Here is a 26,734-nt window from a genome sequence, read left to right on the forward strand (position 1 = left end):
GTCCTCCGAGGAATGATTCGTTGGCGCAAGGCGAGGCCGGCACAATTCAGCAAAATGGCCGCGGGGTCCATGGGCCTTCGGCGCTGCGCGGGCCCCGAGGGCGCTGCAATTGACAAATGCAGGCCCCACCAAACACACTCGGCCATGGCCAGGACCGTCCTCTTCCTCTGCACCGGCAACTACTATCGCAGCCGCTATGCGGAAGAACTCTTCAATCACCTGGCGCGCCGTGCCGGTCTGGACTGGGAGGCGGCGTCTCACGCCCTGGCCATCGAGCGGGGCAAGGACAATGTCGGCCCGATGGCGCGGCAGACCATCGACGCTCTGACCATCGATGGCATTGCGCCCCTTGGCGCGTCGCGGATGCCGGCGGTCTGTACGCATGATGCGCTTGCAGCGTCCGATATGATCGTGGCCGTGAAGGAGGCCGAGCACCGCACCTTGCTGGTGACGCGCTTTCCGGGTTGGGAAGATCGCGTGACCTATTGGCACGTACATGACATCGACGTGGCGCCTCCCGACGTCGCGCTGGGCGAGCTGAAAACGCATGTCGCGCGTCTGGTGCGTGAGCTGGCTGAACCTCCCCATACGAGTCTGATCGCTCCCGTCATGTGGCAACTCGTCGAGCGCCATGTGGGGCAGGTCGGCTATAAAGGCGGCGTCAAGTCCGAAGGACTTGCGTGGGATCCGCCGGTCATCGATTGCTCCGGCTGGGCTGCGCTGCTGCTGTCCAGTGCGATGCAAGCGATGAATGATGCATCCAGAGGCGACGTCTTCAGCGCTAGTGAGATTGCCGGGATTTCGACCTGGTCCGATCGCATGATCGAGGTCATCGAGGCCCGCACCGGGTTTATTCTCGAAGGCGATCGGATCGATCTCGACAGCCTGCCGCGCTTTGCAACGATCGGCTTGCGACAGGGTGGTGGAGCATGGGCCGCGAACCATCCGCGTCCACGCGGGATCACGCATGTTGTTCAGATCGTGCGCCGCCCTCATGACGATGCGCCGTTCGTGACGGAGTCGCAGGGCTGGGCAACGCCCTCTGGTCTCCGGTTGCTGCCGCTGGCGGATTGGCTTGATATCAGCCGAGCGTGGCTCAAATCTGGCGAAGCGTGGGCGGTCGATCCGTTTGCCCCGTGCGTGCATCGCGCGGGCGTGGCGTAAGGCCAACGCCTGCGAACCGCGAAGACCGCTTCAATTGATGCTGTGAAAGAACCACTTCACCAGCAACACGCCGCTGCCGACCGCCACCACCACGATCCCATAGCCGGTCAGGACGTCGGCCGGCGTGCCGCCAAACGGCCATACCGCGGCAATGGCGATGCCGACGGTGAATGTCAGTATGACGTAAAACAGAATGCCGCGCTCCTCCGGCTTTGATGCCAGCGCCTGCATGATGAATCCAGAAGGGGACTTGGCTCGGACATCGACTACGGCACCTCGTCCCATATGTCGGCGCGCGCGAAGATCGGGTTCAGGCATGCTGCTGCCGTCTGGTGCCTCTGTCTGAGTGAACCTGGTGCGCGGTTATCCCGACTTACCGCCACCGTCCCACGGCCGCATTGGCCAATCACGAGGCCGCTGCCTTGACACCCCCTGAGCAAGTCGATCACCGCATGCGCGTGCTTGCCGTACGCATCCATGCGCCCGAGGAGCTGTTGCCGGGGTATCGGCATGTCGATTCCGGCCGTGCGCTAATCGAGCATGACGGGCACTTCCACTACATGTTCGTCGAACGCGGCGAGCGATACGACATGCGGACCACCGACGATCTAGATGAGCTGATGTACTGGACTTTCGAGACCATCACCTCGGCGATGGCCGGAACCTATGAACTCATGCACCGCAATTCCAACGCCGGCGATATCAGGCGCCTGCGTTTTGCGCATCAGCTCGCATTGCTGGGCCGGCTTGATCCTGCATGGGCGGATCGCTGCCGCGCCGGACTCGATGATATCCTCTCGCGTCATCCTTATGTCGACGGGCGTTGATCGGCATGCATCGCTGCGGAAGCAGGCGTGATGTGAGCAATGGGCGGTGCGACAGGCTTCGCTATGTCGGGCGATCCCAAAACAGGCCAATTGTTCTCATTGGCGGTGTCGCGACGGTCACCGGATGTGACGCTCCGCCAGCCACCAGTAAGCGAGCGCGGCAACGCTTCCGCCGCACGCCGCTGCGCCGATCAGCCCCCATTCGGTCGGCAGTGAGGAGCCAACGGCGGCGCTGATGCCGAAGAAGCCGCCACCGGTGATGGCGCCGCCGATCATGCACATCGCGGGCGACATGATCCCGACCCATCGCGCAAAGAGGATTCCGGGCAGGGCGATGAAAACGGTGGCCTTGAACGAACCCGCCACGCCGAAAACGAGAGTCAGCAAAGCCGTCGTGACGACCGCGCCGAGATGCGCGGCGAGTCCACCGGTGGGCCGAAGGCTGAGCTGCAGCAGAATTCCCATGGCCAAAGGCGCGATGACAATCGCCGCGATCAGGCCGACGATCATGCGCCCGATGTCGATCAGGCATCGCGAGACGCGGGACATCGGTGGTGCGGGAATGGGAGATGTCGGAGGCATGACGCTTGGAATGTGCCGCTTCCAGACATCAAGCCATGTCAGCGCCGCCCCGTCATATTGCGCTCAATTCTTTCGATACGCGCTTCAGAGCCTTCTGGCCGTCCGGATCGGACGGAGCGAGTTGAGCGTGCATCTTGAAGTCAGCCAATGCCTCTCGCAGACTGCGTTTCATCTCCCGCGCCATGCCGCGGTTGTAATAGGCTTTGGTATCTTTCGGATCGAGCTGGATCGCCTCGTTGAAGTTCGCGATGGCCCGGTCTAAATCGCCTTTGGCGCCCCAGGCGTTGCCGCGGTTGACGTAGGCAGCCCCATGTTTCGGATCGAGCTGGATCGCCTGATCGTAGTCCGCGATGGCCCGATCGAGGTCACCCCTGCCCCTCCAGGCGCTGCCGCGGTTGTAGTAGGCTTCAGCATCTTTCGGATCGAGTTGGATCGCCTGGTCGAAGTCCACGATGGCCCGGTCGAAGTCGCCCTTGGCGCCCCAGGCGCTGCCGCGGTTGGCGTAGGCGTAGCCATATTTCGGATCGAGCCGGATTGCCTGGTTATAGTCTGCGATGGCTCGATCGAATTTTCCGCTGTGGTACCAAGCGTTGCCGCGACTGTTGTAGGCAGACGGATAGGTCGGATCGATCCGCATCGACTCGTTGTAATCCGCCATGGCGCGGGTGAGGTCGCCCTGTGCCCGGTACGCTCCGCCGCGACGCGCATAGACCCGCGCGAGGCTTCGCCCCGTGTATTGGCGCGAGTCGATGGCGCGCGAGCACCCTGCGACCGCGAGGTCATCTGATAGCTTTACGCAGGAATCCCACTCGTCTGCGGCAGCCACGCGCGGCGATCCGGCGAGAAGCACCACGGCCATGCAGGCGAACAACCGGTATGTTGAGAAGCGCATCTGCATCGCATGTGGTCTCCGCACGTTGTCCGGAGCAGCCGGGATACCCGACCGCCATTCCCCGGACGCTCATTTGTCCCTTGGTCGGGGTCGCAGATCAAATAGTTCATCAGCGATGATTGGATCCTCGGTTTCCGCTTCGGGTCATTGTTCGGGACCGGAAAGAGCAGCAGATCGAACGGGTTCGGTCCAGCAGCGACGAGTTCGGGCGCCTCGCTTGAGCTCGGGCTGATCGGCGTCCAGGCAATCATTTTTGAATGAAAACTGCACGTCCGCGCGTCGATTGCACAAGAAGCCAAGGAAAACTCAACGGCAATTCAAGGTGCCTACAAGGCTTTCCGGCCCGTCCGCGCGCATTCTGGCAGTGCTTTCAGGAGCAAGGCCACGGATGGCCCGAACAATCGGAGGAAAGTCATGAGGATTATCGTCATGGGCGGTACGGGTCTCATCGGACGCACACGAACCCTTGCTGCGGGTGCACGTCCATGACCAAGCGTCACGATCGTCCGAATGACCCGGCAGCCGCATCAGAGGCGCCGCAGGAAACTCCGTCCCATGCCGAGCGGCGTTCTGCCGGTGCGGAGATGTCCCGCGTGCTCGGGACCACACCATTTCATATGGCTTTGGATTCCTCCGGTGCCGGAATCACCCATTGGAAACATGAGCCATTGCACGACGTCGTCGAGCCCATGACCCATCACGTCATCATGGCTTACAACGGTTCGATGCAGCGCATGGAGCGGCGGTCGGGAAGATCGGTTGCGATTGGAACGTTTCGCCCCGGTGTTGTGATCATCATTCCGGAAGGATCAAGCTCCCGATGGGATATTCCGAAACCTGTTGATGTCGTTCAGCTCTATCTTCCGCACAGAATACTCGAGCGCGTTGCCCACGAAGCCGACATCGCCGCTCCTGGCGACCTTCTGGAGCGAACGGCGCATCCCGATCCCATCACATCGCGGTTGCTCATAAGTGCGGCGGACGTCCTGGAGGGCAATGCGGCCCTGGATGCCCTGTTCAGGCAGCAAGTGACGGATCTTCTGGCGACGCGCCTCCTGGCTGCGCACACCGGCGCGCCAACCACGTTCCAGCAGACCATGGGCGGGCTGGCGCCGAAGACGCTGCTACGTGCCATCGAACGTTTGCGCTCGGACAGCGATACGGATGTCTCTCTCTCCGCCCTGGCCTCGGATGCCGGCCTGTCGCGCTTTCACTTCTGCCGCGCTTTCAAGGAAAGCACCGGGCTTTCGCCACATGCCTGGCTGCGCCAACACCGGCTCGAGCAGGCCATGAACATGCTGCGCGACACCGACGCATCGGTCGTGTCGGTGGCAGCGGCGCTTGGCTATGCCTCGCAGACAGCCTTCGCAGCGGCGTTCAGGAAGCTGACCGGCGAAAGTCCAAGCGATTGGCGCCGACGGACGCGTTAGCCGCAATCTCTCGACAGGTACGTCAATCGCTCTGGGGCAGTTGCAGATCCGATCAGCTAGATCATCACCGTGCCCACGCCAATAACGGACGGAGACAGACAATGGCCTGGAAGACCTTCGTCGACCCACTTGCAATGATACCGCGACGGAGAGTCGTCACGAGCTCTCTGATATATGGACTTTCATTGACCATTCGACTGACGACATCGACGGGCGAAGAGGCCGAGAAGCCAGCGCAGACCGTGCAAGACAGCACCCCTTCGTTGTCCATCCTCGTGAGCGACGACATCCAGGCTTTGAACGACCGGCCGCTGACGTTCGCACAGCCGATCATCTTTCATCGTGACCGGCCGCTGGTTCCGCGAATCTGCCGCGCCGAATGTGAACGTCCCATGCAACTGGCGTCGATGCTGGACTGTACCCCTCCATAGGGGCTCACCTCGTCGTTTCCCGTCTTCGCGTCATCGTTGATCGCAACAAATTTGCCGCAGGTGAGAAGCGGCGGCGGTGACGCGCGTACTGCCGAGCAACTTAAACCCAAGGAGAACATCACATGCGAATAGTCATCATAGGCGCCGGTTTCGCCGGCATGTACGCCGCATTGTCCGCAGCCCGCCTGCGCGACATCAAGGGCGTTTCGCCCGAAGAGCTCGAGATCGCGCTGGTCGCACCCGAGCCGACACTGGTCATTCGCCCGCGGCTCTATGAGCCGAAGCCCGAAACCTTGACGGCGCCTTTGCTGGATGTCCTCAAGGCCGTCGACGTCGTCTATATCAAAGGCAGCGCCGAGACGATCGACACCGCATCCCGCATCGTGCAGGTCGCGACCGCCAACAATAAGCGACAGTCGCTGTCCTACGATCGGCTGGTCGTGGCGACCGGAAGCCGGTTGTTCCGTCCGAATATTCCCGGCCTCGCGGAGCATGGTTTCAGCGTCGACAATCTCGACGATGCGATCGCGCTCGACAAGCATCTGCACGGCCTGGCCGATCGGCCGGCGTCGAGCGGACGCGACACCATCGTTGTAGCCGGCGGCGGCTTCACGGGAATTGAAGCAGCGACCGAAATCCCGGCGCGGCTTCGCACGATCCTCGGCAAGGATGCCAAGCCGCGCGTCATCATTGTCGAACGAAACAGTGCGATCGCTCCCGACATGGGCGAGGGTCCGCGTCCCATCATCGAGGAGGCGCTGCGCAAGCTCGGTGTGAAGACCCGGCTCGGTGCCGGCGTTGCCTCGCTGGATGCATCCGGGATCACACTGTCCGACGGCGAACGTATCGAAACCGAGACCGTGATCTGGGCGGCAGGCATTCGCGCTGCGCCGCTGACCACGCAGATCCCCGCCGAGCGCGACAATTTCGGCCGGCTGCTGGTCGACCGCGATTTACGCGTACCCTCGGTACCTGGCGTCTTTGCCACCGGTGACGCCGCCAGAGCAGCCAGCGACGATGTCGGCAACTACGCGCTGATGTCGTGCCAGCATGCGACGCGGATGGGCGCCTTTGCCGGCAACAATGCCGCCGCCGAATTGTTGCGCATGGCGACCAGGCCATATCACCAGAAGGGCTACGTCACCTGTCTCGACCTCGGCGAAGCCGGCGCACTGTTCACGCGCGGCTGGGATCGCAAGGTCGAGATGGTTGGCGACGTGGCCAAGAAGACCAAGCAGGAAATCAACACCGTCTGGATTTATCCGCCGAAGCCCGAGCGTGCCGCCGCTCTCGCCTCGGCCGATCCGGAGCATGTGACCGAAGTCTAGCCACCCCACACAAGAAAGGACCGCGCTCCAAGCCGGAGCGCGGCCAGCTCTCGCCATCGATCAACCAGGAGGACCCACAGATGACACAGACGATTCAAGCCACTCGGAAAGACACTCAGCAAAATACCCAGAAGGAGAAACACATGAACCTTGATACGACATCAGCCCCCGTCAAGTCGGGGCGTAACGAACTGGTCCCCTCGCGCTATGCGGTGAAGATCGGCGACATCGACGTGCTGGTGGTCAGCGATGGCGTGTTGCCACTCCCAACCTCCATGTTGGGACATAACGCAGACCCCGCCGTCCGGGCCGCCTGGATGCGCGACATGTTCCTGCCGCCGGACGCTTTCGACTGGCCGCTGAACGTGGTCGTCGTGCAGAGTGGCGAGCAGACCATTCTTGTCGACGCCGGGCTGGGATTGGACCCGGACCTGCATTTGCCGCGGGCCGGACAACTGATCCAGCGATTGGCCGCTGCCGAGATCGATCTTGCATGCGTCACCGATATCGTGCTGACGCACTTGCATATGGACCATATCGGCGGACTGCTCGTCGAAGGGGTGAAGGATCAATTGCGTTCGGATCTGCGGATCCACGTCGCTGCCGCCGAGGTCGAATTCTGGAAAGCGCCCGATTTCTCTCACACCCAAATGCCGCCGGGATTCCCGGACGCGCTGCGGGCAACCGCCAAACGGTTCATGGCCGAATATGGAAAGCATTTTCGGACATTCACGGACGAGCACGAACTGGCGCCGGGAGTCATCGTGCGTCGGACCGGCGGCCACACGCCCGGACACAGTGTTGTCCGCCTTGCATCCGGCGGTGACGCGCTGACCTTCGCCGGCGACGCCGTGTTCACGGTCGGGTTTGACCAACCCGATTGGCACAACGGTTTCGAGCACGACCCCGAAGAAGCGGCGCGCGTGCGGACTCGTCTGTTGCGGGAGCTGGCGGCAACAGGCGAATTGTTGGTCGCGACCCATCTGCCATTCCCGTCCGCCGGCCACGTGGCGATCGATGGCGACGCGTTTCGCTGGGTTCCGATCTCCTGGGACTACTGATCGTTTGCCGGGTTAGGACCGGGGCGCGCCCTCTTCGCTAATGAGAGCGCGCCCTGGTTTTAGCAGCGCCGATTCAGATGGACTGCAGAGTCGTGGGGCCAAGCCGTGTCATCTTGGCAAGAAGGAGATTGAAAATGCAGAGTGAAAAGGTCGTGATCGTGACGGGCGGCAGCTCCGGCATAGGGAAGGCGGCGGCGCTGCGCTTCGCCAGGGAAGGCAACAAGGTGTTCGTGACCGGCCGCCGTTCCGGCCCAATTGAAGAAACGATTGCCGAGCATGCGAACATAGCCGGTATGGTGGCGGATGCAGCCTCCGCCGAAGATGCCAAGCGCACAATCGCCAAGACGATCGATCTTTGGGGCAGGGTTGATGCCCTGGTCAACAACGCGGGCGCAGGTGCAATCCTTCCGCTGGCAGACGCGACAGCCGATCGGATCATGGATATTTTCTCCGTCAATGTGCTCGGCCCAAGTCTCCTCGCCGCTGCTGCTCTTCCTCACCTAAAGGCAACACGGGGCACGATCGTTAATGTCTCGAGCACTTTCGGTCACAAGCCGGTGGCTGGACTGTCTCATTACGCCGCCAGCAAAGCCGCCTTGGAGCAATTGACGCGCTGCTGGGCGCTGGAGCTTGCACCACTCGGCATACGCGTGAACGCTGTGGCGGCAGGGCCTACGGAATCAGGCGCGCTGACTGGCATGATGGGGCTCTCCCCGGAACAGGCTGCGGCAATCAAGGAACAGGAGCGTGCGCGTATACCGCTCGGGCGGCGCGGCGTTCCCGACGACCTGGCAGAATGGATCGTGAGGCTTTCGAGTCCCGCTTCGGAATGGATGACAGGCCAGGTTGTTGCTGTTGATGGCGGCCTGGGACTGGCTTAGCTGGCGTTGCAGGTCAATGTGAGCCAGTCGCAAAGCACGACGCTGCCAGCTCGTGTTTTCGAATGATGCATCGATCAGAAAAAGGCGGTCCGCAATTAGGCAGACCGCCTCCTTTATTCAGGGCTTGAACGTGAAGTCCGGTCCGATAGCCACCTCAGCCGGAATGGGCGGCAAATCGGCAAACAGCTCCGGATGCTTCTTCATGACGTTTAGCATCGGCTTGGCGTCGATGTTCTTGTTGACGTCGAATGTCGCCTTCAGAACGCCCAGCCGCTGAAGCCGATCCTGCGCGCTCCAGAGTGCCTTGTAGCTATTTGCCGAAAGACGTCGATCAAGTTGCTGGACATTGAATTCCATGGCGGCTTCGGCGATCTCCGGCTTCAGGCCGGGAATCCAGCGGGTGCCGATCTGCGCGGCGGCCTTGGGATTTTTGCGCATCCACTGGTCGGCCTGTGAGGTCGCGGCCAGGAATTTCTCCGTCGATTCCGGATTTTTCTCGACCCAGGACCGAAGCGAGACGACATAGCCGAGATAGGCGATGACATCACCGCCGCGGATCACTTCGAAGGCACCGGGGACGTCCTTCTGCGCGATGATCGGCCACGGATCCCAGCCGGAAAACGCATCGATGCCCTTGGCGAGCAGCGCGACCGTCATATCCGGCGGCGGCGTGTTGACCAGCTGGACGTCGTCGGGCTTGAGCCCGGCCTTTTCCAGCAGTGCCAGGATATAGAGATGGTTGATCGTGCCGAAGGAGGTCGCGATCTTCTTGCCCTTGAGGCTCTTGAGGTCGCCCTTGACGATGCCCGATCCCTCACGGGCGATGATCGCCATTGTCGCATCCGAACCGGACTTGGTGGCGCTGCCGCTGTAATTGCCGAGCGCCACGAGATCCATGCCGCGCAACACGGCGCCGATCATCGGAACGCCGACCTGCAGGATCTCGGTCTCGCCAGCCTGCAGCGCATTCAGCGCATCAACGCCGGTTGCGTAGGGGCGTGCGATGGTGACATCGAGACCCTGCTTCTCGAAGTAACCGCGCTCCAGTGCCACCGGGATCGCCAGCATGTCGATGGCGCTGACCATGCCGACATTCAGTTTCGTCAATGTCTGCGATTGTGCGGGCACGCAAGCCAGCATCACGACAGTTAAGGCCCATAATATGCGTTTCAAAATCAGTCCTCCTCCTTGATTGGCCCCACGCTCGTGACCCAGTAAGGCCGGGCAACCGCGTTGAGGTCCGTTCGTTTCACACCCCTTAGTCCGATGGAATGATCGTCGGCTCCGGCGATCCGCCCATACTTCTGAAACGCCAGAACGTGAAAACGCTCCGGCGTAAACGGCATATCGATCTGGATATTGACCTTGTCGGACGCGCCGGCGAGCTCCTTGGAAATCTTGCCCGGCGCCTCGATGCTCAGCCAGCCCTGAAACGCGGCCCACACGGCGATGACAGCGAGCACCACACGCCCGCGGGTCGAACGAATGACATCTCGCGCGATACTCATGCGGCCCGCACCATTTGCAGTACCTGCGCCGATAAACGCTTGAACGTCTCATCTTCGATCAGTTGATCCCAGACGCGCGGACGCGGAAGATCGACCTTGATCTGATCGAGCACGCGGCCCTTGGACAACACGACGACGCGGTTTGCAAGAAACACGGCTTCGGCAACATCGTGTGTAATGAAGATGACGGTCGGCTTGCGCTCCTGCCAGATCCGCGTCAGCTCCTCCTGCAGTGTCATGCGGGTCTGCGCATCGACGCTGGCGAACGGCTCGTCCATCAGCAGCACGGCCGGATTGTTGGCCAATGCGCGAACGACGCCGACGCGCTGCTGCATGCCGCCGGACAGTTCGTTCGGGTAGCGATCCGCGGCATGCGAGAGGCCGGCGAGCGCGAGATATTCCCGCGCAGTGCGGTCGCGCTCGTCCTTTGGCACGCCCCGCATCTTCGGGCCGAAGCCGACATTCTCCAGCACCGTCTTCCACGGGAAGAGGGCGAACGACTGGAAAACCACGCCGCGATCCGGACCCGGTCCCCTGACGAGATTGCCGTCAATCAGGATTTCACCGCCCGTATAGGGGATGAAGCCCGCGATCATGTTCAGGATCGTTGTTTTGCCGCAGCCGGAGGGACCAACGACGGAGACGAATTCACCCTGCTCGACATCAAGCGAGACATCCTGAACGGCGGTGACCTGCGATCCCGCATAGGGATCGAAATAGGTCTTGCGAAGATTTTTGAGCGACAGTGTTTTCATGACGTAACCAATCCCCACCGCTGGCCCGTTGCGCGCTCGATTGGCGCAAGGATCCAGGCATCGACGATGTACCAAAGAGTGCCGAGAACGATCATGCCGAGCAGGATCTCGACCGTTGAGCCGGCACGACGTGCATCGAACATCATGAATCCGATGCCGCTGGTGCCGACGATGATCTCCACCGCGATCAGCGCGCGCCAGCCATAGCCGAGGCCGTTGCGCAGGCCGGTAATGATATTCGGCAAGGCACCGGGCAGCGTGACTTCCCACAGCACCCGCATCGGCGACGCGCCGAGGCTCTGCGCCGCACGGGCAAGATCGCGATGTACCGACTGCACGCCGAGCACGGTGCTCAGCACGATCGGGAACAGCACGGTGTAAACGATGACAAAGGTCATGGTGGTGAGGCCGAAGCCGAACCAGATCAGCAGGATCGGCAGCCACGCAATATCGCCGATGGCTTGAAAGAACAGCAGCACCGGCCAGCAGATGCGATGTGCGAGGCGGCTGGAGCCGATCAGGATGCCGAGCGGGATACCCAGCGCGACGCCGATGGATGCACCGAACAGCAGCCGGATCAGACTATCCTGCAGATAGTCCGGCAGAATTCCCTTGTAGGTGAGGGAGATGAACGACCGCATCACATCCACCGGCGCCGGGAAGAAGGCGCGCGGAAACATGCCTGAATTGGCGACGATGCTCCAGATCGCCACCACGGGAATAAACGGCACGATGGTCGCGATAATTGGCCACCGATGCGTCGCGCGCACGTAACCGCTCCAGAATTTCAGTGCAATGTTCATGTGCGCCTCACCAGTCCCCATCGCTCGATCGTCGCGCGTTCCAGCGGAACGAGCAGCAACCGGTCGATGAATAGCCACAGCACGCCAATGACGATCATGCCGAGCACGATCACTTCGGTGCGATAGAAGTCACGGGCGACGAACAGCATGTAGCCAAGTCCGACATTGGTCGCGATCATCTCCGCCGCGATCAGGCCGCGCCACGCGAAGCCGAGCCCGGTGCGCACGCCTGTCACGATATTGGGGAGCGCACCCGGGAGCAGTACTTCGGTGAGCAAGGCCCATCGTCCGGCACCGAGCGAGGCGGCCGCATTGCGGATCGTCATCGGAATGGTGGAGACACCGAGCAGCGTGTTGTAGGCGACGACAAAGAAGACGGCGTTGAAGATCACGAAGATGATGGCGCCGAAGCCGTAGCCGAACCACAACGTTGCGATCGGTATCCAGGCGATGCCGGCAAGCACCGAGAAGAAGCGAAACAGCGGCGTCAGGAACGCCGAGACCGCAGGGCTCACGCCCATGGCGACGCCAAGCGGAACAGCGACGAGTACGCCGAGAAACGTGCCCAGTCCGACACGCAGCATGCTCGCGCCGATATGGCGGATGAGCGAGCCATCGCCGATCGCGGCAACCGCTGCTTCGGCCACGGAGCCGACCGAGGGGAAAATCCGCGGATTGACATTGAACAGCGGGACCACGATCGCCCAGATGACGACAAGCAACAGCAGGGGCGCCACGAACAAGGCTGCGCCCACCAGCGAGTTCATGCCGCGCCAGGCGACGCGTGACCGCACTTTTTGACCGGGCGCAACGAGCACGCGACCTCCCTTTGACCAGCGTTCTGGCCGGTTTATTTTTATCCGCGAGGCTCTCGGCTCCGCAGTTTAGTACTCAATCTCGTCTGCGAACGGCGGCACTTCGCCGCCGTCCTGGTCACGTCACGGCATATCCGCCGTCGATGACGAGAATCGTCCCCGTCACGAAAGACGCCGTCGGCGAACACAGATAGAGCACGCCACCCAAGAGGTCCGATGGTTTGCCCCAACGGCCCAAGGGTGTGCGCCCCAGAATGACCTGGCTACGTTCCGGGCTGGCCTGCAGATCGGTCGTCAGCGGCGTGGCGATCCAGCCCGGCGCGATCGCGTTGACGCGAATGCCGTCATTCGCATAGGCGATCGCCAGCGATTTCGTCAGTTGTGCAATACCGCCTTTGCTGGCGGCATAACCGGGAACGAGACCGCCGCCGAAGAACGACAGCATGGATGCCAGATTGACGATCGCACCCTTGGAGCGTGCCAGCAGCGGGCGCGCGGCGGCGCACATCCGCATGGTGCCGTTGAGATTGATATCGACCACCGACTGGAAAACCGCGGGGTCGAGTTCTTCGCTGCGACGAATGACGCCGGCGCAATTGACGATCACGTCGAGCTCGCCGAGCGAGCCGACAAGGGACTTGATCGCGCTGTCGTCGCGAACGTCGAGCTGATGCGCCTGAGCCTCGCGCAACACCGAATCCGAACGTGCCCGCTCGATCTCCGCAGCATTCACGCCGGTCGCGATGACCTCCGCGCCGGCCTCAACGAAGCCGCGCGCGAGGCCCGCGCCGATCCCTGACGTTCCGCCTGTCACCAGCACGCGTTTTCCCGCGTACCAGATCGACGCCCATGCGGCCGACGGAATCTCCTCGATCATGTTGGCACCGTCTGCCATCAGCGCACGAACTGATCGACGTAGTCACGGCCAAGGCCGACGGACTCGTAGTGGGCGCGGCACATATCGATCTTGGTGAAGACGTCCTCATAACCGACGTGCTTGTTGTTCTCATCGAGATACAGCATCGATCCCTGGATGTTGAAGAAGGTGATCATCTCGGGAACGTCCTCTGGGACGATCAGCGTGTGGATCTCACCTGGGGGCTCGAACACGTAGGAGCCTTCCGTCGCCACCCACTGGTGTTCGCGGTAGAACCACTTGCCGCGCAACACGAAGCCATGCACCGGATTGGGATGCAGATGCCGCGACAGCACGCCGGCGCGTCGCACGCGCAGCAGATTGCACCACTGCCCCTGTCGTGTGTTCAGCATCAGCGGACGAAACCAGACATCCGGCGCCTGCGGCACCCAGACGCGCTCGTCCTCGGGAATGGCGACGACGGCGATTTCCGGTGATGCAAGGACGTGCGTCGATCCAATCATGTCACGATACATGGGGCTTCCTCTTTCTTTTTTTCGCCGTCGCGGTTGAGACCCGCGTTATGCCTTCAGGCGTCGCAAGCGCGCGACGCTTCGAGAGCTTGAATTGCGTGTAGCCGAGCACCTGCTCCATGGCGGTCTTGGCCTTCTTTGCATCGCCCGCGGCAATCGCGCGCGCCGCGGCCGCGTGGTTTGGCAGGTTGTCTTCGAACCAACCGGGGCTGCCGACCGCGACAAGAAACACCGCGCTCAGAATGGTATCGATGGCGCCGCGAAAACCCTGCAACACGGGGTTATGCGTCGCATCCAGAATGGCGAGGTGGAATGCCTTGTCTGCCTTGATGGCGCTTTTCTGATCGTGCGAGGTTTCCATGCCGACCAGCGCGGCTTCGATGCGCAACCTGTCCTGCTTGGTGCTCCGCGTTGCCGCGAGCGCGGCTGCCGCCGGCTCGATGATCAGGCGGACTTCCTGAATGGCCATCAGAAGATCGCGGTCCGGTTCGCCGCCGCCGACCAGCCATCCCAGCACATCGCGATCGAGCAAACTCCAGTCGCGGCGCGGCAAGACGTGCGTACCGTAACGCGGACGCACGCTGACCATTCCTTTCGCAGCAAGGGTCTTGATCGCTTCCCGGATGACGCCGCGCCCGACACCGAAGCGCGCCTCCAATTCCGGCTCGGGGGGGAGGGTCGCGCCAATCGGGATAATATCCTGCGCGATTTCGCAGCCGAGCGTGGTCAAGACCGAATTGATGCGGCCTGGCTTGCTTCCCCGCTCCAGCGATTTCGTAGGACTTCGTGCCACGAGTGTTCTTTCCCCGTTTGTTTGCTCAGTGGCCTATCTCACGTTTTTGGAATGAATGCAATCATCCGATGTTTAACATCGGATGATTGATTTGCGGTGCACAATGCTTTGCCCGATCGCAATTCAAGTTTGAAATTCATGGCAAAGCGGTCGCGATAGACGGCCGGCCCATGCCAGCGCGCGGCCGGTTGTTTTTTCCGGGAACGAGTTTGGCTGTTCCACCGTTTTCAGAGACACCGGGCCGGTTCGGTTACAGCAGGACCGGTTCTCCTTGACTCGTGAAAATCAGGAGAAAGCAAATGATGTCCGAAACTCAAGTCCACACCATCGCCCGGCAGATGCTTGATCGGCACGGCGCCGTGGCCATCGCTCATGCCGCTCAGAATGCACTGACATGCGAGCAAAAAGGTCAGGTGGAAGAAGCAAACGAGTGGCGCCACGTGAAGGATGCCATGAAAATCATGCAAGGCCCGCATCAGAGCTGAGGTTGCGATGCCGCCTTCCGAATGCGCGCAGTGCCGTCCGTAGTGTCGTGGCGGCAATGGCGCCTTGATGTCCTGCGATGCGGCGAACTCCCTCCGATGTCAGAGTGAAGAATCATGAATCACGAAGACTTGGAACTGATTTGAACCAGATCAGACAATTGATGCTTGATGAATTGTCCAGCTGACCTGAGCGCCAACCTTGCGTCTGTAAGACCGCCATTCCACAGAGGCCATGCATGGATCATGTCGGGCCATACCTCCAACGTCGTCGCGACGTTGGCTATTGCGGCAGCCTCCGCGAAACGCGTCGAGTCTGCGAGCAAAGTTTCGGCTGACCCGACCTGAATGAGTGTTGGTGGAAATCCGATGAGGTTCGAGAACAGCGGAGACAGAAGCGGGCTCCTGCGGTCGAGCGATGCCGGAGTAAAGGCGTCAGCCAGTTCCTCGAGGTAGCCACGGTGGATGATCGGATCGATCTGATCCTTGCTTTGTAGCGTCGTCCCGGACATTGAAAGATCGGTCCAGGGCGAAATAAGCCAAGCGCATGCCGGCGACTCTTCATTGGCTCCGCGCAAGGCGTTGATGAGGGTAATTGTGAGATTGCCGCCAGCGCTGTCACCGCCAACTACGATATTGCTGGCGTCTATGCCCTGCTGGCGCAGATATCGCCAAGCGCTCATCGCGTCGTCGTGAGCGGCGGGAAACGGGTTTTCCGGCGCGAGCCGATAGTCAATCGCCAGGGTGCTTATGCCAGCAGCCCGCCCTGCCTCTGTCACGAGGCGTCGATGACTGAGGATTGATCCCGAACAAAAACCGCCGCCATGAAAATACAGAAGCACGCGCGTCGTATCTGCCCCCGGTGAGAAGGACCATTCCCCCGCGACATTTCCGCAATCGACAGTCCGCAACGCGACATCGTCGGCCACCGGCCAGATCGACCCGACTTCATCAAGTCGCTGCCGGCGTTGATCCCACCCGACCGGGCGGGGCTTTGACAACAGTACCGCGCGAATATTCGCAATCCCACCTTCGGCCAAGGATAATTTCCCCCGAAAATTCGTGAAAATTGAGCGGCAATTTCAAAACTCGCAGAAGCAAGTCTAGAGGGAACGCGGGTATTGCGCCAGCAGCGGACAATTCCGCATAATTCTGAATCTGACATCGCGTGGCGCTCGGCGCCCACTTGTAATTCGCCAGTCGTGCTTAACTAGAACGAGGGCTGTTCTTCACAAAGTGGAGGATGCTGCAATGCGTGAACCAAATCCTGAAAAGCTGAACGCACTCGTAGGAAAGCTGGTCAACGACCTCGGCATTTCACTCGGCGGTGCCAGTATACTGCTCGGCGATCGTCTCGGCCTCTACAAGGCAATGGCGGATGGAGATATCTTCACGCCTTCGGAGCTTGCCAAGAAGACCGGCCTGCATGAGCGTTATGTCCGCGAGTGGCTCTCCGGTCAGGCCGCCTCTGGTTACATCGATTACCACCCTGAAAAGAGCGCGTTCTCGCTCTCGGCCGAACAAGCGATGGCATTCGCCGAGGAAGGGTCGCCGGCTTTCTTCGCCGGTGCATTCGATGTCGTGCAGTCCACCTATCTCGACGAACCCAAGGTCGCCGAAGCATTTCGAACAGGGAAGGGCGTTGGCTGGCATGAGCATTCGAAGTGCCTATTCTCGGGCACCGAACGCTTCTTCAGGCCGGGCTATAACGCCAATCTGGTTTCGAACTGGATTCCGACGCTCGAAGGCGTCGAAGCCAAACTGAAAGCTGGCGCCAAGGTGGCCGATGTCGGATGCGGCCACGGCGCCTCGACCATCGTGATGGCGCAGGCGTACCCCAAATCCAGGTTCTTCGGGTTTGACTACCACAAACCTTCGATCGATCGCGCGAAGGTCCTGGCCCAGGAAGCGGGGGTCGGAGACCGAATTGAATTCGCGCAGGCCAGTGCCAAGGATTTTCCGGCAAAAGACTACGATCTGGTCGCTTTCTTCGATTGCCTGCATGACATGGGCGACCCCGTTGGTGCGGGCAAGCATGTCAAGGAAACACTGGCCAAAGACGGATCGTGGATGATCGTCGAGCCATTTGCTCATGACAATCTCAAGGATAATCTCAACCCAATCGGGTCCATTTTCTATCACGCCTCGACATTCATTTGTACACCCGCGTCGCTCTCTCAGGAGGTGGGCTTGGGGCTCGGCGCCCAGGCAGGTGAAAGCAAATTGCGTCAGGTCGCGACTGAGGCAGGATTCAAGCGCTTCCGCCGCGCGACTGAGACACCCTTCAATATGATCTTCGAAGTACGCGCTTGATCTCTCAGATCAACCGTGCAGAGCGACCCGGATGCCGCGGGAAATGCGGCTTCTAGGGCTGCGTCGCTCTGGATTGATGTCACCTGTCGACAGGAGCGCTGCAGATTCGAAAAGGAGCCGCTGCAAAAATCTCTCGAAAGTGTAGTTCAGAGTAAGTTGACCGCCACAAAGGTCTTGTCTCGCTCATGGCAAGCGGCCGACATCGTCCGTTACCGATTGTCGGTTTGGCACCAGAAGCGGACGTGAGCTATCTTAATGTCGCAAGGGATTGCCGCATGCGTGAGCGGCTTCAAATCGACCAATTGGATACCCGGCACCGATGTTGCGGTCGAGCAGCTCGTCGATGTGCGACACGATGCCGATTACATGTGACACTCGTAGGATAGATCGATTCCAGGATAATATACTTGGGACGGGCGTTGCACATTGTTGGCGTTAAGCCAGTTTCACGCACATGAGCTTCGCGTCATCCTTCCTTTCTGCAAGACCTATTGAGACGATTAACGAGATTATGGCTGAAGTAGACGAAGGCACTCGGCTAGATGGAGCAGTCGTCACGAGCCACGCGCGAGAGCACTCTGTAATCCGTAAGAATACCGGATAGTTAGAGTTTTGCTCTGCCCTTCATCTTCAGATTGCACGCTCGACGCGCTCAATCATGGCCTCAGAGCATTATTGTCGAACTTGAGTTACGGCAGCAGGGCTGTCCTTCAGATGAATCCTGAGCGAACATTTACGCAATAGCTTTCCCTATCACGCGCTGCATTTTGTCCCCACATGGGGATTGCGCAAAATTCGCTCGATCGACACGCTCGGTGTCAGCGATCTCCGGTTGTCGAGGGGATAGCTAGGATCATGCATCTATGTTCAGCGCGAAGCGTAGTCGCGTTAGAAGCGCGACATCATCATGGAGTGGCAATCATGGCACTGATCAATGGTACACCAGGTGACGACATTCTGGACGGAACCCCAGTTGCGGATACGATCAATGGGCTCCCGGGTAATGACACTCTCTCAGGCCTCGGCGGTGATGACACGATCAACGGTGGAGCCGGTAACGACTCGATCGATGGTGGCGTCGACAACGACACCTTGAACGGCAACGCGGGAGACGACTCCATTCTCGGAGGAGACGGAAACGACCAGATCAGTGGCGGCGCTGGCATTGATACGATCGACGGTGGCGCTGGAGATGATACGGCTAGCGGCGACGCGGGGGACGATACGATCAATGGCGGCTCAGGGAATGATGATCTCTCCGGCAACGCCGGGGCGGATACGATCGATGGCGGCGACGGAAATGACAACGTCGACGGCGGTGCTGGAAATGACGTTCTCTCGGGGGGCGCAGGCGATGATACACTCGCAGGCGCTGCTGGCGATGACACATTGAATGGTGGTGGTGGTGCTGACGTCCTGTCTGGCGGGGTGGGCGATGATACCATCAATGGTGATGCCGGCGACGATACCCTGACCGGCGGGCTCGGCAATGACACGCTGGAAGGCGGCGACGGCAATGATACCGCCAGTGGCGGCCTGGGTGATGATACGGTGAATGGCGGTCTCGGTGATGACACACTGAATGGCGGTGCCGGTAACGACACCATGAACGGAGGCGATGGTATCGACACCCTCAATGGCGATGGCGGGAACGATATCATGAACGGCGACGCCGGAAACGACACACTTAATGGTGGAGCGGGCGACGACGTCATGGATGGCGGTGCGGGTAACGACCTGCTGGCAGGTGACGCCGGTGACGACACAATCGAAGGCGGCGCTGGCGATGACGTCGCTAATGGTGGCGACGGGGCAGACGAACTGTCCGGTGGCACCGGCGTCGATACGTTAAACGGCGATGCAGGCGACGATACGCTTGCCGGCGGGAATGGAGCGGATGCGCTCGAAGGCGGCGACGGTGACGATACGCTGGCCGGCGGTGCAGGAAATGATACGCTCAACGGCGCGGCGGGCGACGATGAGCTGAGCGGCGGTAACGGCGCTGACGCGATGAACGGCGGTATCGGTGATGACGTGCTTACAGGAGGCGCCGGAACCGACGCGATCAACGCTGGCGATGGTACGGGCGCGGACTTCGGTGATGACGAAGTTACCGATCTTAGTTTCGCTGACGGTGACACCATCAGCATCGATGCGGCGCCTGGCTATGACCCGACAACGGTGGTCGTCGACGACGATGGTACCAATACCACGCTGGATTTCGGCTTCGGAACCATCACCCTCGATGGCATTACGGGCGGAGGAACCCCCTATGCCTCGATCGAGGACATAAATAACGCAGCGGGTTACACCGCTATCGAAGTTGTCTGATTATTGACGACGTAGGGCGGCACGTTGCCGCCCTACGCATTCTGCGCAATTAGGCAGTCACTATGCGTCTGGCTCACTCGGCCCGAGCAGAATCTGTTGTCAGCGCCGTTCCAGGGCGAACCACGCTCGTGTGGGTCGTCGTCTTCAGCGTGTCGGCCAACATCCTTCTGCTTGTGTTACCCTTCTACTCCATCGAGGTCTTCGACCGGGTCATCAGCAGCGGAAGCATCGAGACTCTCATCGGCCTGACCTCCCTCGGAATTGCGGCGTTGATCTTCAGCGCCTTCTTCGACGTCATTCGATTTCGATTGCTCAGCCGGTTCGCCGTCACCTTCGAACAGCGCATCGCACCGCTCATCCTGGAGGCAACCATTGCCGATCCGGCGCGACGCCGCGAAGGCTCGACGCATGATCTGGTGAAAGTTCGGGAGCTACGGAACTTCTTTTCAGGCGGCGCTGTCATTACGTTGGTCGATGCCCCGTTTCTTCCCGTCTTCATACTTATCCTCTTTCTCATCCATCCCTACTACGGCGCTATTGCGCTGACTGGCGCGGTCGTTCTGTCGATCATGGGATATGTGAGTAGCTGTATTGCCTGGGCGGAGGTCAATGAAGCGAGCGGTGCAGCCGCACGTTGTCAGATGCTAATGGATGGCATCGTACGACACGGCAACTTCATCAGGGCCATGGGCTGGACTGGAGGCGCCATCCGCGCCTTCATGCGCGCCAATGATGAGGCGTTATCTCCTGTCGTTCGCGCCAGCGAACGGGTCGCCGCGATCGCATCGGCGGCACGCATGGTGAGGTCTACCCTGCAAGTACTATCTATCGGATGTGGTGCCTGGCTTGTACTGCAAAACGAGGTACTCGCCGGCAGCCTGATCGCGAGCTCGATCATGGTCAGCCGAACCCTGCAACCGATGGAGAGCCTTATCTCTGCCTGGCGCGGGGTGACCGCGGCGCAGGAGGCATGGAAACGCGTCAGCGCCGCGGCGACATGGGTGTTGAAGCAACCTCATCGGACCCGCCTCACTGCCCCAAATGGCTTACTGGAACTCAATGGTGTCGGCTTCACCATTCCGCAGGCGAGACGTTCGATCCTGAGAGGTATTGCCTTCCGATGCAGGCCCAGCGAGATCGTCGTGGTCGTTGGTCCGACCGGCGCGGGCAAGTCCACTCTCTTGCGGATGGCGGCCGCCTTGGAGAAGCCCAGCGTCGGTGAAATCCGGCTCGACAACGCGTTGCTGGAGAGCTGGCACCCCGATCAGCTCGGAAGCTACATCGGCTATCTTCCTCAGGATGTCGAATTGCTCGCCGGTACCGTTGCTGAAGCGATCTCGGGATTTGAGGAGAGTCCGCGCGACGAAGATATCGTCATGGCAGCAACTCTGGCTGGCGCGCATCAGATGATTCTGGCACTGCCGGCCGGGTATCAAACGCAGATCGGTCGCGACGGTCATCGCCTCTCTGGTGGCCAGCGACAGCGCATTGGCTTGGCACGAGCCTTCTTCGGCAACCGTAAACTGATACTGCTCGACGAGCCCAACGCAAATCTCGATCCGGATGGCGAGGCAGCGCTGTGCACTGCGATATTGAGCGCACGATCGCAGGGCGCAACCTTCCTGATCGTGACCCACCGGCCACGCCTCCTGACGATTGCGGATCACGTATTGCTGCTCCGCGACGGCACGCAGGTCGCCTTCGGTCCCGTTTCGGAAGTTCTACCCAGCAACACAGCGGGGCTCCCTTCACGCCGGGGTCCGCGTCAGCCCGACCGCCCGCAACTGCTATCTGGCTAGGAGCAGGAATTGTGACAACTCACGTCCACGAACTTTTACTCGGTGCAACGAGCAGCCACGAAATCCTGGAGAAACCCAGGTCCGATGCCCGACGACTCATAAAATGGGGAGCCTTCCTTTTAGCGATTCAATTCGGCGGATTCGGCCTTTGGGCTACATTCGTCCCGCTGCGTAGCGCCGTCATTGCTCCCGGTATCATAAAGGTCCAATCCAAGCGGAAGGCGGTGCAACATTTCGAGGGTGGGATATTGAAGACCATTTATGTCCGCGAGAACGAGCAAGTCGAGGCCGGTCAGATCGTTGCAAAACTCGATACGACCCAAGTTGAGGGAAGCCTTGGCGTATTAGAGACAAAATTGTTTGCTGATCTCTCGCTGGATGCACGGTTACTCGCTGAACAAATGCAGTCCACCGCTATTTCATTTCCTGACGAATTACGGAATTCTCCTCGCCCCGAAGCAAAGACGGCAATTCAGACCCAGGAGACGGAGTTCGCGACGCGATCAAGTGCATTGACCGGCGAGCGGCAATTGATCGATCGGCAGACCCGACAACTCATGGAAACGGCCCATGGCCTCGAAAACAGCAGGACAAGCCTGCAAGAGCAACTTCAGTTTCTTCAGGAAGAAATACGAGATACAGCATCGCTATTGGAAAAAGGGCTCGCACGAAAGCCACGCGTACTTGCGTTGAAGAGGGCGGAAGCGGACATGCAGGCCCAACTCACGCGCAATCTGACCCAGCAAGCAGAAACACGCGGGAAAATCGCAGAACTCGTCGATCGTGGAAAACAGCTGGGTCTCAACCAAAGTCAGGATATCGCAAAACAGAGTCACGCAACGCGAGAATCGATCGGCGATCTCAGACATCGGATTGGCGCATTGCGTGAACAACTGGCGCGGACTGATTTACGCGCACCGGAGTCGGGACGGGTTGTTCGCCTGAACAGCAGGGAATTGAACACTGTGTTAGCGCCTCGAGAGACACTCATGGAGATCGTGCCCATCGAGGATCGCCTCGTCATCGAGGCATCCCTGCGGCCGCAGGATCGCGAGGAAGTCATGGCGGGGCAGAACGCTCGTATCCGTATCATTGCCCTCAACATTCGCCGCCGACCCATGCTGGAAGGCCAGGTGACTGCTGTCGCGGCGGATGCGTTCACTGACACGAAGAGCGGCGTCACATCCTACATGGCAGAAATTGATTTGCAGCGATCACCGGAGGTCGAACCTCATCTCACGACTTTGAAGCCCGGCCTTCCGGTCGAAGTCTTTGTTGAAACAGGCATAAGAACATTTGCGGAGTACTTAATTCAGCCGCTGCGCCTACGCGTCCACCGTGCCTTCCGGGAGAGTTGACGCCTTGGCGGAATATTGAACACACAAATTCTTTGGGAGGCATCTATGCAGCAAGGATACCAACAGGAAAACGACCGCTCTGACACCATCGGCTCACTGGCCTTCAGGCTTCGAGCTACTCCGGCGAATCCATTGCCCCGCCCCAGCCGCAACTCCAGTGCGCCACAAAACCTGTGGTTTGCGCGATCCTTAGCCCGACTGCTCGAATGCAAACGCTGCTACGCCGCGTTCTTGTCTCCAGAAGGAGATCTACTCGATCAGACTTCAGTTGGATTACCCGCGCCCAGTCCCGCATCGGAAGCGTTGGCGAGATCCATCTCGGAGACTTTCAACGGAGACGGCAATTTCATATATCAGTCGTCTACGTCGCCAAACGGGTTTGCACGCCGGCTGATCGGAACGCGCCCGGTCTACGGGCACCACTCGGTCATCGGACGTGTATGTACGGTCTCTGGGGATACTGCCATCTTTATTGCGGGATGGTGGCAGGTGCAGATTCCTGATGCAGAATTCGCTATCGCTAGGCGCGCGATCGAGCTCCTATGGGATGCGGTCGCTGATCTGACAAAGACCACATTGCAGTCTCATCAAATGTGGCTGGATGACATTGAGTCACCCGCCCTGACCATTGACGAAAATCTGATCGTTCGGAGCATGAACAGCGGGTTTCGGCGACTTGTCGGCGAAGGTGTCATCACTCTCGATGGTGGTACGCTCTCGGGATCGACCCCCCTCATCACCACCCAGCTCAGGGACGCTGTTCGAGCCGCTATCATTCCGGATCTAAACCAAAAGAACGTCGGATCGACCGTGCTCATCTCGCAAGAGGAGCAGCGATTTTTGTTTGCTGTGATCGGTTCAATCCCTGGAAATACCGATCCCAATCTTGCTCTCATCTACATTCCTCAATTCAATGAGGAGGCCGGTGCCCAGCGCATTGCTCTCGCGTTTGGCTTGAGTTGGGTGGAGGCGCGGATTGTTCGCTGTATTCTCCGCGGGCGCTGTCCACGCGCCATCGGATTGGAACTTGGTTTCACGGAAGAAACCGTACGGACTTACATCAAACGCGTCATGCTGAAAGTTGGAATCAATCGCCAATCGGAATTTTTCGTTCTGCATAGTCGAACATTCTCACCGTTCAAGTTGCGACAGCCCGGGGCACCCTACATCACCACATCTTCATCCATGTAAAATCGTGGAGTTCCCGCGGGCATCCAGACGTGATCAGATGGCGCATCGGCAACAGATTGGGATATTGTTAGCGCTGCCCCTCGTTATAGGAATATCGCACGCGGCGACTGCTGGAGATTTGATCATACCGTTATCGTGCGACATTGGTCGCACGTGTTTCATCCAGAATTACGTAGACATCGACGATAGTCCCTCGGCCAAGGACTACATGTGCGGGACATTGACCTATGACGGCCATAACGGCGTCGATTTTCGATTAACGTCACATGGCAGACAGCAGAAGCCGGTTCACGTCGTCGTAGCCGCCGAGGGCACGGTGCTGCGAACTCGCGATGGCCTTGCGGACAGCCCTGTGAAAGGCGACAGGCGCGATGCAGCCAAAGGAAATGAATGCGGCAATGGCGTTGTTGTCAGACATTCCGGAGATCGCGAAACCCAGTACTGCCATATGGCCAAAGACAGCATCTTGGTAAGAGCTGGAGATACAGTCCGCGCTGGCCAAGTTCTCGGTGCCGTCGGCATGTCGGGGCTAACTGAGTATCCGCATCTACACTTTATTGTGCGGCGAGAAGGGAAGGTCATCGATCCCTTTGGAACAGGCTTGATGCCTGGCGCTTGCGGCAGTCATACTGAAAGTGAATGGACGGACGATGCTCGGGTTCGTCTGGCCTATTCACCGCGCGCAGTCTTGAACTTCGGATTCGCTACCGAAGCAGTCACGAACGATATGATCGAGGTTGACGCTGTCTCTCAGCGCAAGCCAACTACGAAATCTGAAGCCCTTGTCGTTTATGTTCGGACAATTGGCTTGAAGACGGGCGACGAACAGTCACTGACGCTGCGCGATCCCGACGGCAGGATCATCGCCGAGAAGGGTCCAGTTGCAGTTGCGCAAAATCAGGCCCAGACGCTTCTCTTCATCGGAAAAAAGCGGTCCACCGAACCTTGGCCAGGCGGAATATATTCCGCGACATATATCGTCGGGCGTAACGGCGCCCCGATGTTGAACCAGGTATTTCGTCATGATCTGCGTTAGCGGGTCCATTTTCTATCACGCCTCGACATTCATCTGTACACCTGCGTCGCTCTCTCAGGAGGTGGGCTCTCTGGCGGGTGCCTCCGAAGAATTCTGAAAATAATCCTTGACGTTGTTTTCGAAGAGATTATATTCCATTGCATCCCGTCCCACTTTGAGGGGCGTTGCCAGGGACGCTTGTTAGCGCGGGGCGGGATGTGGCGCCTGCGGGCGGGAGGGAGACGTTCCCTCACGCACTCGGGAGGCCTTGGGTCACCGTCCGGCCCCACTACGGGGGTCTGCCACTCATGCTGGCTGGACGTGGCATTGGTGAACGGCGGGAAACCGTCGGGATCAGCGGACTGCGGAGCTCTGCGCCTTTGCCCGGAAGAACGGTCCCGGGGACAGAAATCGCCACGATGGAGCGTCGAAAGGCGTTTCCGCAGCCTCTGTGGTCCGGCGATCCGGACACTACGCTGCGGCACTGTACCCAAGTCGCGCCTTTCGGCGCTTCATCTCCCTCATTCTTGAGGGAGGCCACCGGGACCGCCACGCACGCGCACAGGCGCGGGCAAGGACGGCGCGTGGCCGTCACCCAAGTCACTCATATCCAGTCATCATCGTCACAACGGGAGTTCACATGATCATCTCGCAACACGACGCCTGGCATCTCGCGCAGCGCGCCAGGGACAAGAGCGACCTTGCGGCCAAGAGGCTGTCGGACATGATCGTCGCCGTCTGCATCGAGGAGATCGAGCGCGGTAATGCGAACATCCTGCGCACCCATCGCACTTGCGTCATCAAGGCCTGTCGTCGTGCACACCATTGCACAGGCAGCCGGCCGATCTGTCTTCTGTTTCAACGACGGCGCGTTCTGAATGCAGAGCAGCAGCAAGCGATACTGGACGAAATGTATTGGCGCGTCCTGGAGGCGCTCGTCGCCAGCGAGGCGGCGTGATGGATTTGTTAACCGGCATCGCGCGCTGCGGCAGCGCTACCGTGACACCGCCTGCGGGGTCCGTTAGTGTCGCGCGCAATAGTGCGCGCCGATGCGCGCTCATAGCCGGGGTTTCGCGACATGCGCGCAGTGACGATGACGACGTTTTCCGCTTGGCGCCCGCGCGGCATCGCACTCGCTGTCATCGCGGTGCTGGCGCTGCTCGATGTCACGCTGCTGGTGGCGCGCGAATTGCCGAGCGTGCCGGTGCTGCAGAAGGTCGGATTCGACATGGAGTCCGCAGGCTTCAAGGCGCGCTTCGCCAACGATGCGGCAGGCAAACTGGCTTTGAGCAAATTGCCGGCCTATCGCTTCGTCGTGCACACCACGCCGAACGGCCCGCGCTATCTCTATGCCGACCCCGCCAAATGCATGTGCACCTTCGTGGGAAATCGCGACAATTATCTGAACTATCAGGATATCGTGCGCCGTGGTCTGCCGCAGGCGGATTACGTGGCGCCGGACTACAAGACGCAGGCGAGTGCGTTGCTCTCGGACGATCCGATCGCGTCGGACCAGATCGACTGGCAGCCCGACAGTCTCGCGGATGCGTTCCGGGATTATTACTGATCTCGATCTCTCCCCGCGC

General features: G+C 60.1%; 28 protein-coding genes. 16 read left to right on the forward strand and 12 right to left on the reverse strand.

The annotated features are described in order from the left end of the window. The first annotated feature begins 12 nt into the window (after positions 1–12). On the forward strand, positions 13–1,164 hold the full coding sequence (locus AB7828_RS27905; protein ID WP_441231752.1) for an arsenate reductase/protein-tyrosine-phosphatase family protein: 1,152 nt from the start codon (positions 13–15) through the stop codon (positions 1,162–1,164). A 30-nt stretch (positions 1,165–1,194) separates the two neighbouring features. On the opposite strand, the gene AB7828_RS27910 is transcribed toward AB7828_RS27905, so the two are convergent. After that, entirely contained in the window at positions 1,195–1,395 is a 201-nt protein-coding gene (locus tag AB7828_RS27910) for a hypothetical protein (RefSeq protein ID WP_441231753.1), read from the reverse strand. A 221-nt stretch (positions 1,396–1,616) separates the two neighbouring features. Between AB7828_RS27910 and AB7828_RS27915 the strand changes: the two genes are divergently transcribed. After that, positions 1,617–1,991 (forward strand): Imm63 family immunity protein, encoded by a 375-nt coding sequence (locus AB7828_RS27915; RefSeq protein WP_441231754.1) that lies wholly within the window; start codon positions 1,617–1,619, stop codon positions 1,989–1,991. A gap of 117 nt (positions 1,992–2,108) precedes the next feature. Here the strand turns inward: AB7828_RS27915 and AB7828_RS27920 are convergent, their stop codons facing one another. Together AB7828_RS27920 and AB7828_RS27925 are read right to left on the reverse strand one after the other, a co-directional pair. Next, positions 2,109–2,540: a hypothetical protein gene (locus tag AB7828_RS27920; RefSeq protein ID WP_441231755.1), complete on the reverse strand. Its 432-nt coding sequence runs from the start codon at positions 2,538–2,540 to the stop codon at positions 2,109–2,111. An 85-nt stretch (positions 2,541–2,625) separates the two neighbouring features. Beyond that, the gene (locus AB7828_RS27925) at positions 2,626–3,471 is read right to left on the reverse strand and encodes a tetratricopeptide repeat protein (protein WP_441231756.1); all 846 of its coding nucleotides are present in this window, start codon (positions 3,469–3,471) and stop codon (positions 2,626–2,628) included. 479 nt (positions 3,472–3,950) lie between these two features. Between AB7828_RS27925 and AB7828_RS27930 the strand changes: the two genes are divergently transcribed. The 5 genes from AB7828_RS27930 (at position 3,951) to AB7828_RS27950 (ending at position 8,596) form a co-directional block, all read left to right on the forward strand. After that, a complete protein-coding gene (locus tag AB7828_RS27930) occupies positions 3,951–4,895 on the forward strand; it encodes a helix-turn-helix transcriptional regulator (RefSeq protein WP_441232327.1) in 945 nt (314 codons plus the stop codon). 185 nt (positions 4,896–5,080) lie between these two features. Next, positions 5,081–5,326, forward strand: coding sequence for a hypothetical protein (locus AB7828_RS27935; RefSeq protein WP_441231757.1), 246 nt, complete (start codon positions 5,081–5,083; stop codon positions 5,324–5,326). Positions 5,327–5,448: 122 nt separating this feature from the next. Further along, a complete protein-coding gene (locus AB7828_RS27940; RefSeq protein ID WP_441231758.1) occupies positions 5,449–6,654 on the forward strand; it encodes an NAD(P)/FAD-dependent oxidoreductase in 1,206 nt (401 codons plus the stop codon). Between the two features lie 143 nt (positions 6,655–6,797). Then, the gene (locus AB7828_RS27945) at positions 6,798–7,715 is read left to right on the forward strand and encodes an MBL fold metallo-hydrolase (RefSeq protein ID WP_120288666.1); all 918 of its coding nucleotides are present in this window, start codon (positions 6,798–6,800) and stop codon (positions 7,713–7,715) included. 134 nt (positions 7,716–7,849) lie between these two features. Continuing rightward, positions 7,850–8,596 carry an SDR family NAD(P)-dependent oxidoreductase gene (locus AB7828_RS27950; RefSeq protein WP_441231759.1) on the forward strand — a complete coding sequence of 249 codons (747 nt, stop codon included), beginning with the start codon at positions 7,850–7,852 and terminating at the stop codon, positions 8,594–8,596. 117 nt (positions 8,597–8,713) lie between these two features. Here the strand turns inward: AB7828_RS27950 and AB7828_RS27955 are convergent, their stop codons facing one another. The 8 genes from AB7828_RS27955 to AB7828_RS27990 all read right to left on the reverse strand — a co-directional run bounded on the left by AB7828_RS27955 (position 8,714) and on the right by AB7828_RS27990 (position 14,659). Next, positions 8,714–9,769: an ABC transporter substrate-binding protein gene (locus tag AB7828_RS27955; protein WP_441231760.1), complete on the reverse strand. Its 1,056-nt coding sequence runs from the start codon at positions 9,767–9,769 to the stop codon at positions 8,714–8,716. A 2-nt stretch (positions 9,770–9,771) separates the two neighbouring features. Continuing rightward, complete coding sequence (locus AB7828_RS27960; protein WP_092138836.1) at positions 9,772–10,104, reverse strand: hypothetical protein; 333 nt, start codon at positions 10,102–10,104, stop codon at positions 9,772–9,774. Next, positions 10,101–10,859: an ABC transporter ATP-binding protein gene (locus AB7828_RS27965; RefSeq protein ID WP_439073934.1), complete on the reverse strand. Its 759-nt coding sequence runs from the start codon at positions 10,857–10,859 to the stop codon at positions 10,101–10,103. Before AB7828_RS27965 ends, AB7828_RS27960 begins: the two co-directional genes overlap by 4 nt. Continuing rightward, complete coding sequence (locus tag AB7828_RS27970; RefSeq protein ID WP_120288669.1) at positions 10,856–11,662, reverse strand: ABC transporter permease; 807 nt, start codon at positions 11,660–11,662, stop codon at positions 10,856–10,858. Before AB7828_RS27970 ends, AB7828_RS27965 begins: the two co-directional genes overlap by 4 nt. After that, positions 11,659–12,480: an ABC transporter permease gene (locus AB7828_RS27975; protein ID WP_441231761.1), complete on the reverse strand. Its 822-nt coding sequence runs from the start codon at positions 12,478–12,480 to the stop codon at positions 11,659–11,661. The genes AB7828_RS27970 and AB7828_RS27975 overlap by 4 nt, the downstream gene beginning before the upstream one ends. Positions 12,481–12,595: 115 nt before the next feature. Beyond that, positions 12,596–13,372: an SDR family NAD(P)-dependent oxidoreductase gene (locus AB7828_RS27980; RefSeq protein WP_439062408.1), complete on the reverse strand. Its 777-nt coding sequence runs from the start codon at positions 13,370–13,372 to the stop codon at positions 12,596–12,598. Continuing rightward, positions 13,372–13,869, reverse strand: coding sequence for a 2,4'-dihydroxyacetophenone dioxygenase family protein (locus tag AB7828_RS27985; RefSeq protein WP_244628405.1), 498 nt, complete (start codon positions 13,867–13,869; stop codon positions 13,372–13,374). The genes AB7828_RS27980 and AB7828_RS27985 overlap by 1 nt, the downstream gene beginning before the upstream one ends. Then, the gene (locus AB7828_RS27990) at positions 13,859–14,659 is read right to left on the reverse strand and encodes a FadR/GntR family transcriptional regulator (protein ID WP_441231762.1); all 801 of its coding nucleotides are present in this window, start codon (positions 14,657–14,659) and stop codon (positions 13,859–13,861) included. The genes AB7828_RS27985 and AB7828_RS27990 overlap by 11 nt, the downstream gene beginning before the upstream one ends. A 299-nt stretch (positions 14,660–14,958) precedes the next feature. Between AB7828_RS27990 and AB7828_RS27995 the strand changes: the two genes are divergently transcribed. Beyond that, positions 14,959–15,144, forward strand: a complete 186-nt coding sequence (locus AB7828_RS27995) for a hypothetical protein (protein WP_170849737.1) — start codon at positions 14,959–14,961, stop codon at positions 15,142–15,144. A 119-nt stretch (positions 15,145–15,263) separates the two neighbouring features. Here the strand turns inward: AB7828_RS27995 and AB7828_RS28000 are convergent, their stop codons facing one another. Beyond that, positions 15,264–16,181 carry an alpha/beta hydrolase gene (locus AB7828_RS28000; RefSeq protein WP_441231763.1) on the reverse strand — a complete coding sequence of 306 codons (918 nt, stop codon included), beginning with the start codon at positions 16,179–16,181 and terminating at the stop codon, positions 15,264–15,266. A 211-nt stretch (positions 16,182–16,392) separates the two neighbouring features. Here AB7828_RS28000 and AB7828_RS28005 point away from each other — a divergent pair, with 211 nt between their 5' ends. From AB7828_RS28005 to AB7828_RS28040, 8 genes are all read left to right on the forward strand, one after another. Then, the gene (locus AB7828_RS28005; protein WP_441232328.1) at positions 16,393–17,454 is read left to right on the forward strand and encodes a class I SAM-dependent methyltransferase; all 1,062 of its coding nucleotides are present in this window, start codon (positions 16,393–16,395) and stop codon (positions 17,452–17,454) included. A 921-nt stretch (positions 17,455–18,375) separates the two neighbouring features. Further along, positions 18,376–19,785: a calcium-binding protein gene (locus AB7828_RS28010; RefSeq protein ID WP_441231764.1), complete on the forward strand. Its 1,410-nt coding sequence runs from the start codon at positions 18,376–18,378 to the stop codon at positions 19,783–19,785. A gap of 128 nt (positions 19,786–19,913) precedes the next feature. After that, the gene (locus AB7828_RS28015) at positions 19,914–21,584 is read left to right on the forward strand and encodes a type I secretion system permease/ATPase (RefSeq protein WP_441231765.1); all 1,671 of its coding nucleotides are present in this window, start codon (positions 19,914–19,916) and stop codon (positions 21,582–21,584) included. 11 nt (positions 21,585–21,595) lie between these two features. Next, positions 21,596–22,942 carry an HlyD family type I secretion periplasmic adaptor subunit gene (locus AB7828_RS28020; RefSeq protein WP_441231766.1) on the forward strand — a complete coding sequence of 449 codons (1,347 nt, stop codon included), beginning with the start codon at positions 21,596–21,598 and terminating at the stop codon, positions 22,940–22,942. Between the two features lie 45 nt (positions 22,943–22,987). Next, positions 22,988–24,133: a helix-turn-helix transcriptional regulator gene (locus tag AB7828_RS28025; protein ID WP_441231767.1), complete on the forward strand. Its 1,146-nt coding sequence runs from the start codon at positions 22,988–22,990 to the stop codon at positions 24,131–24,133. Between the two features lie 37 nt (positions 24,134–24,170). Continuing rightward, positions 24,171–25,169 (forward strand): M23 family metallopeptidase, encoded by a 999-nt coding sequence (locus AB7828_RS28030; protein WP_441231768.1) that lies wholly within the window; start codon positions 24,171–24,173, stop codon positions 25,167–25,169. A gap of 619 nt (positions 25,170–25,788) precedes the next feature. Beyond that, positions 25,789–26,106 (forward strand): hypothetical protein, encoded by a 318-nt coding sequence (locus AB7828_RS28035; protein ID WP_120288675.1) that lies wholly within the window; start codon positions 25,789–25,791, stop codon positions 26,104–26,106. A gap of 135 nt (positions 26,107–26,241) precedes the next feature. Beyond that, positions 26,242–26,715, forward strand: a complete 474-nt coding sequence (locus AB7828_RS28040; protein WP_184513955.1) for a hypothetical protein — start codon at positions 26,242–26,244, stop codon at positions 26,713–26,715. The last annotated feature ends 19 nt before the right edge of the window (positions 26,716–26,734 follow it).

Origin of the sequence: Tardiphaga sp. 215_C5_N2_1, assembly GCF_052076055.1 — a bacterium.
GTDB classification, from domain to species: domain Bacteria; phylum Pseudomonadota; class Alphaproteobacteria; order Rhizobiales; family Xanthobacteraceae; genus Tardiphaga; species Tardiphaga robiniae.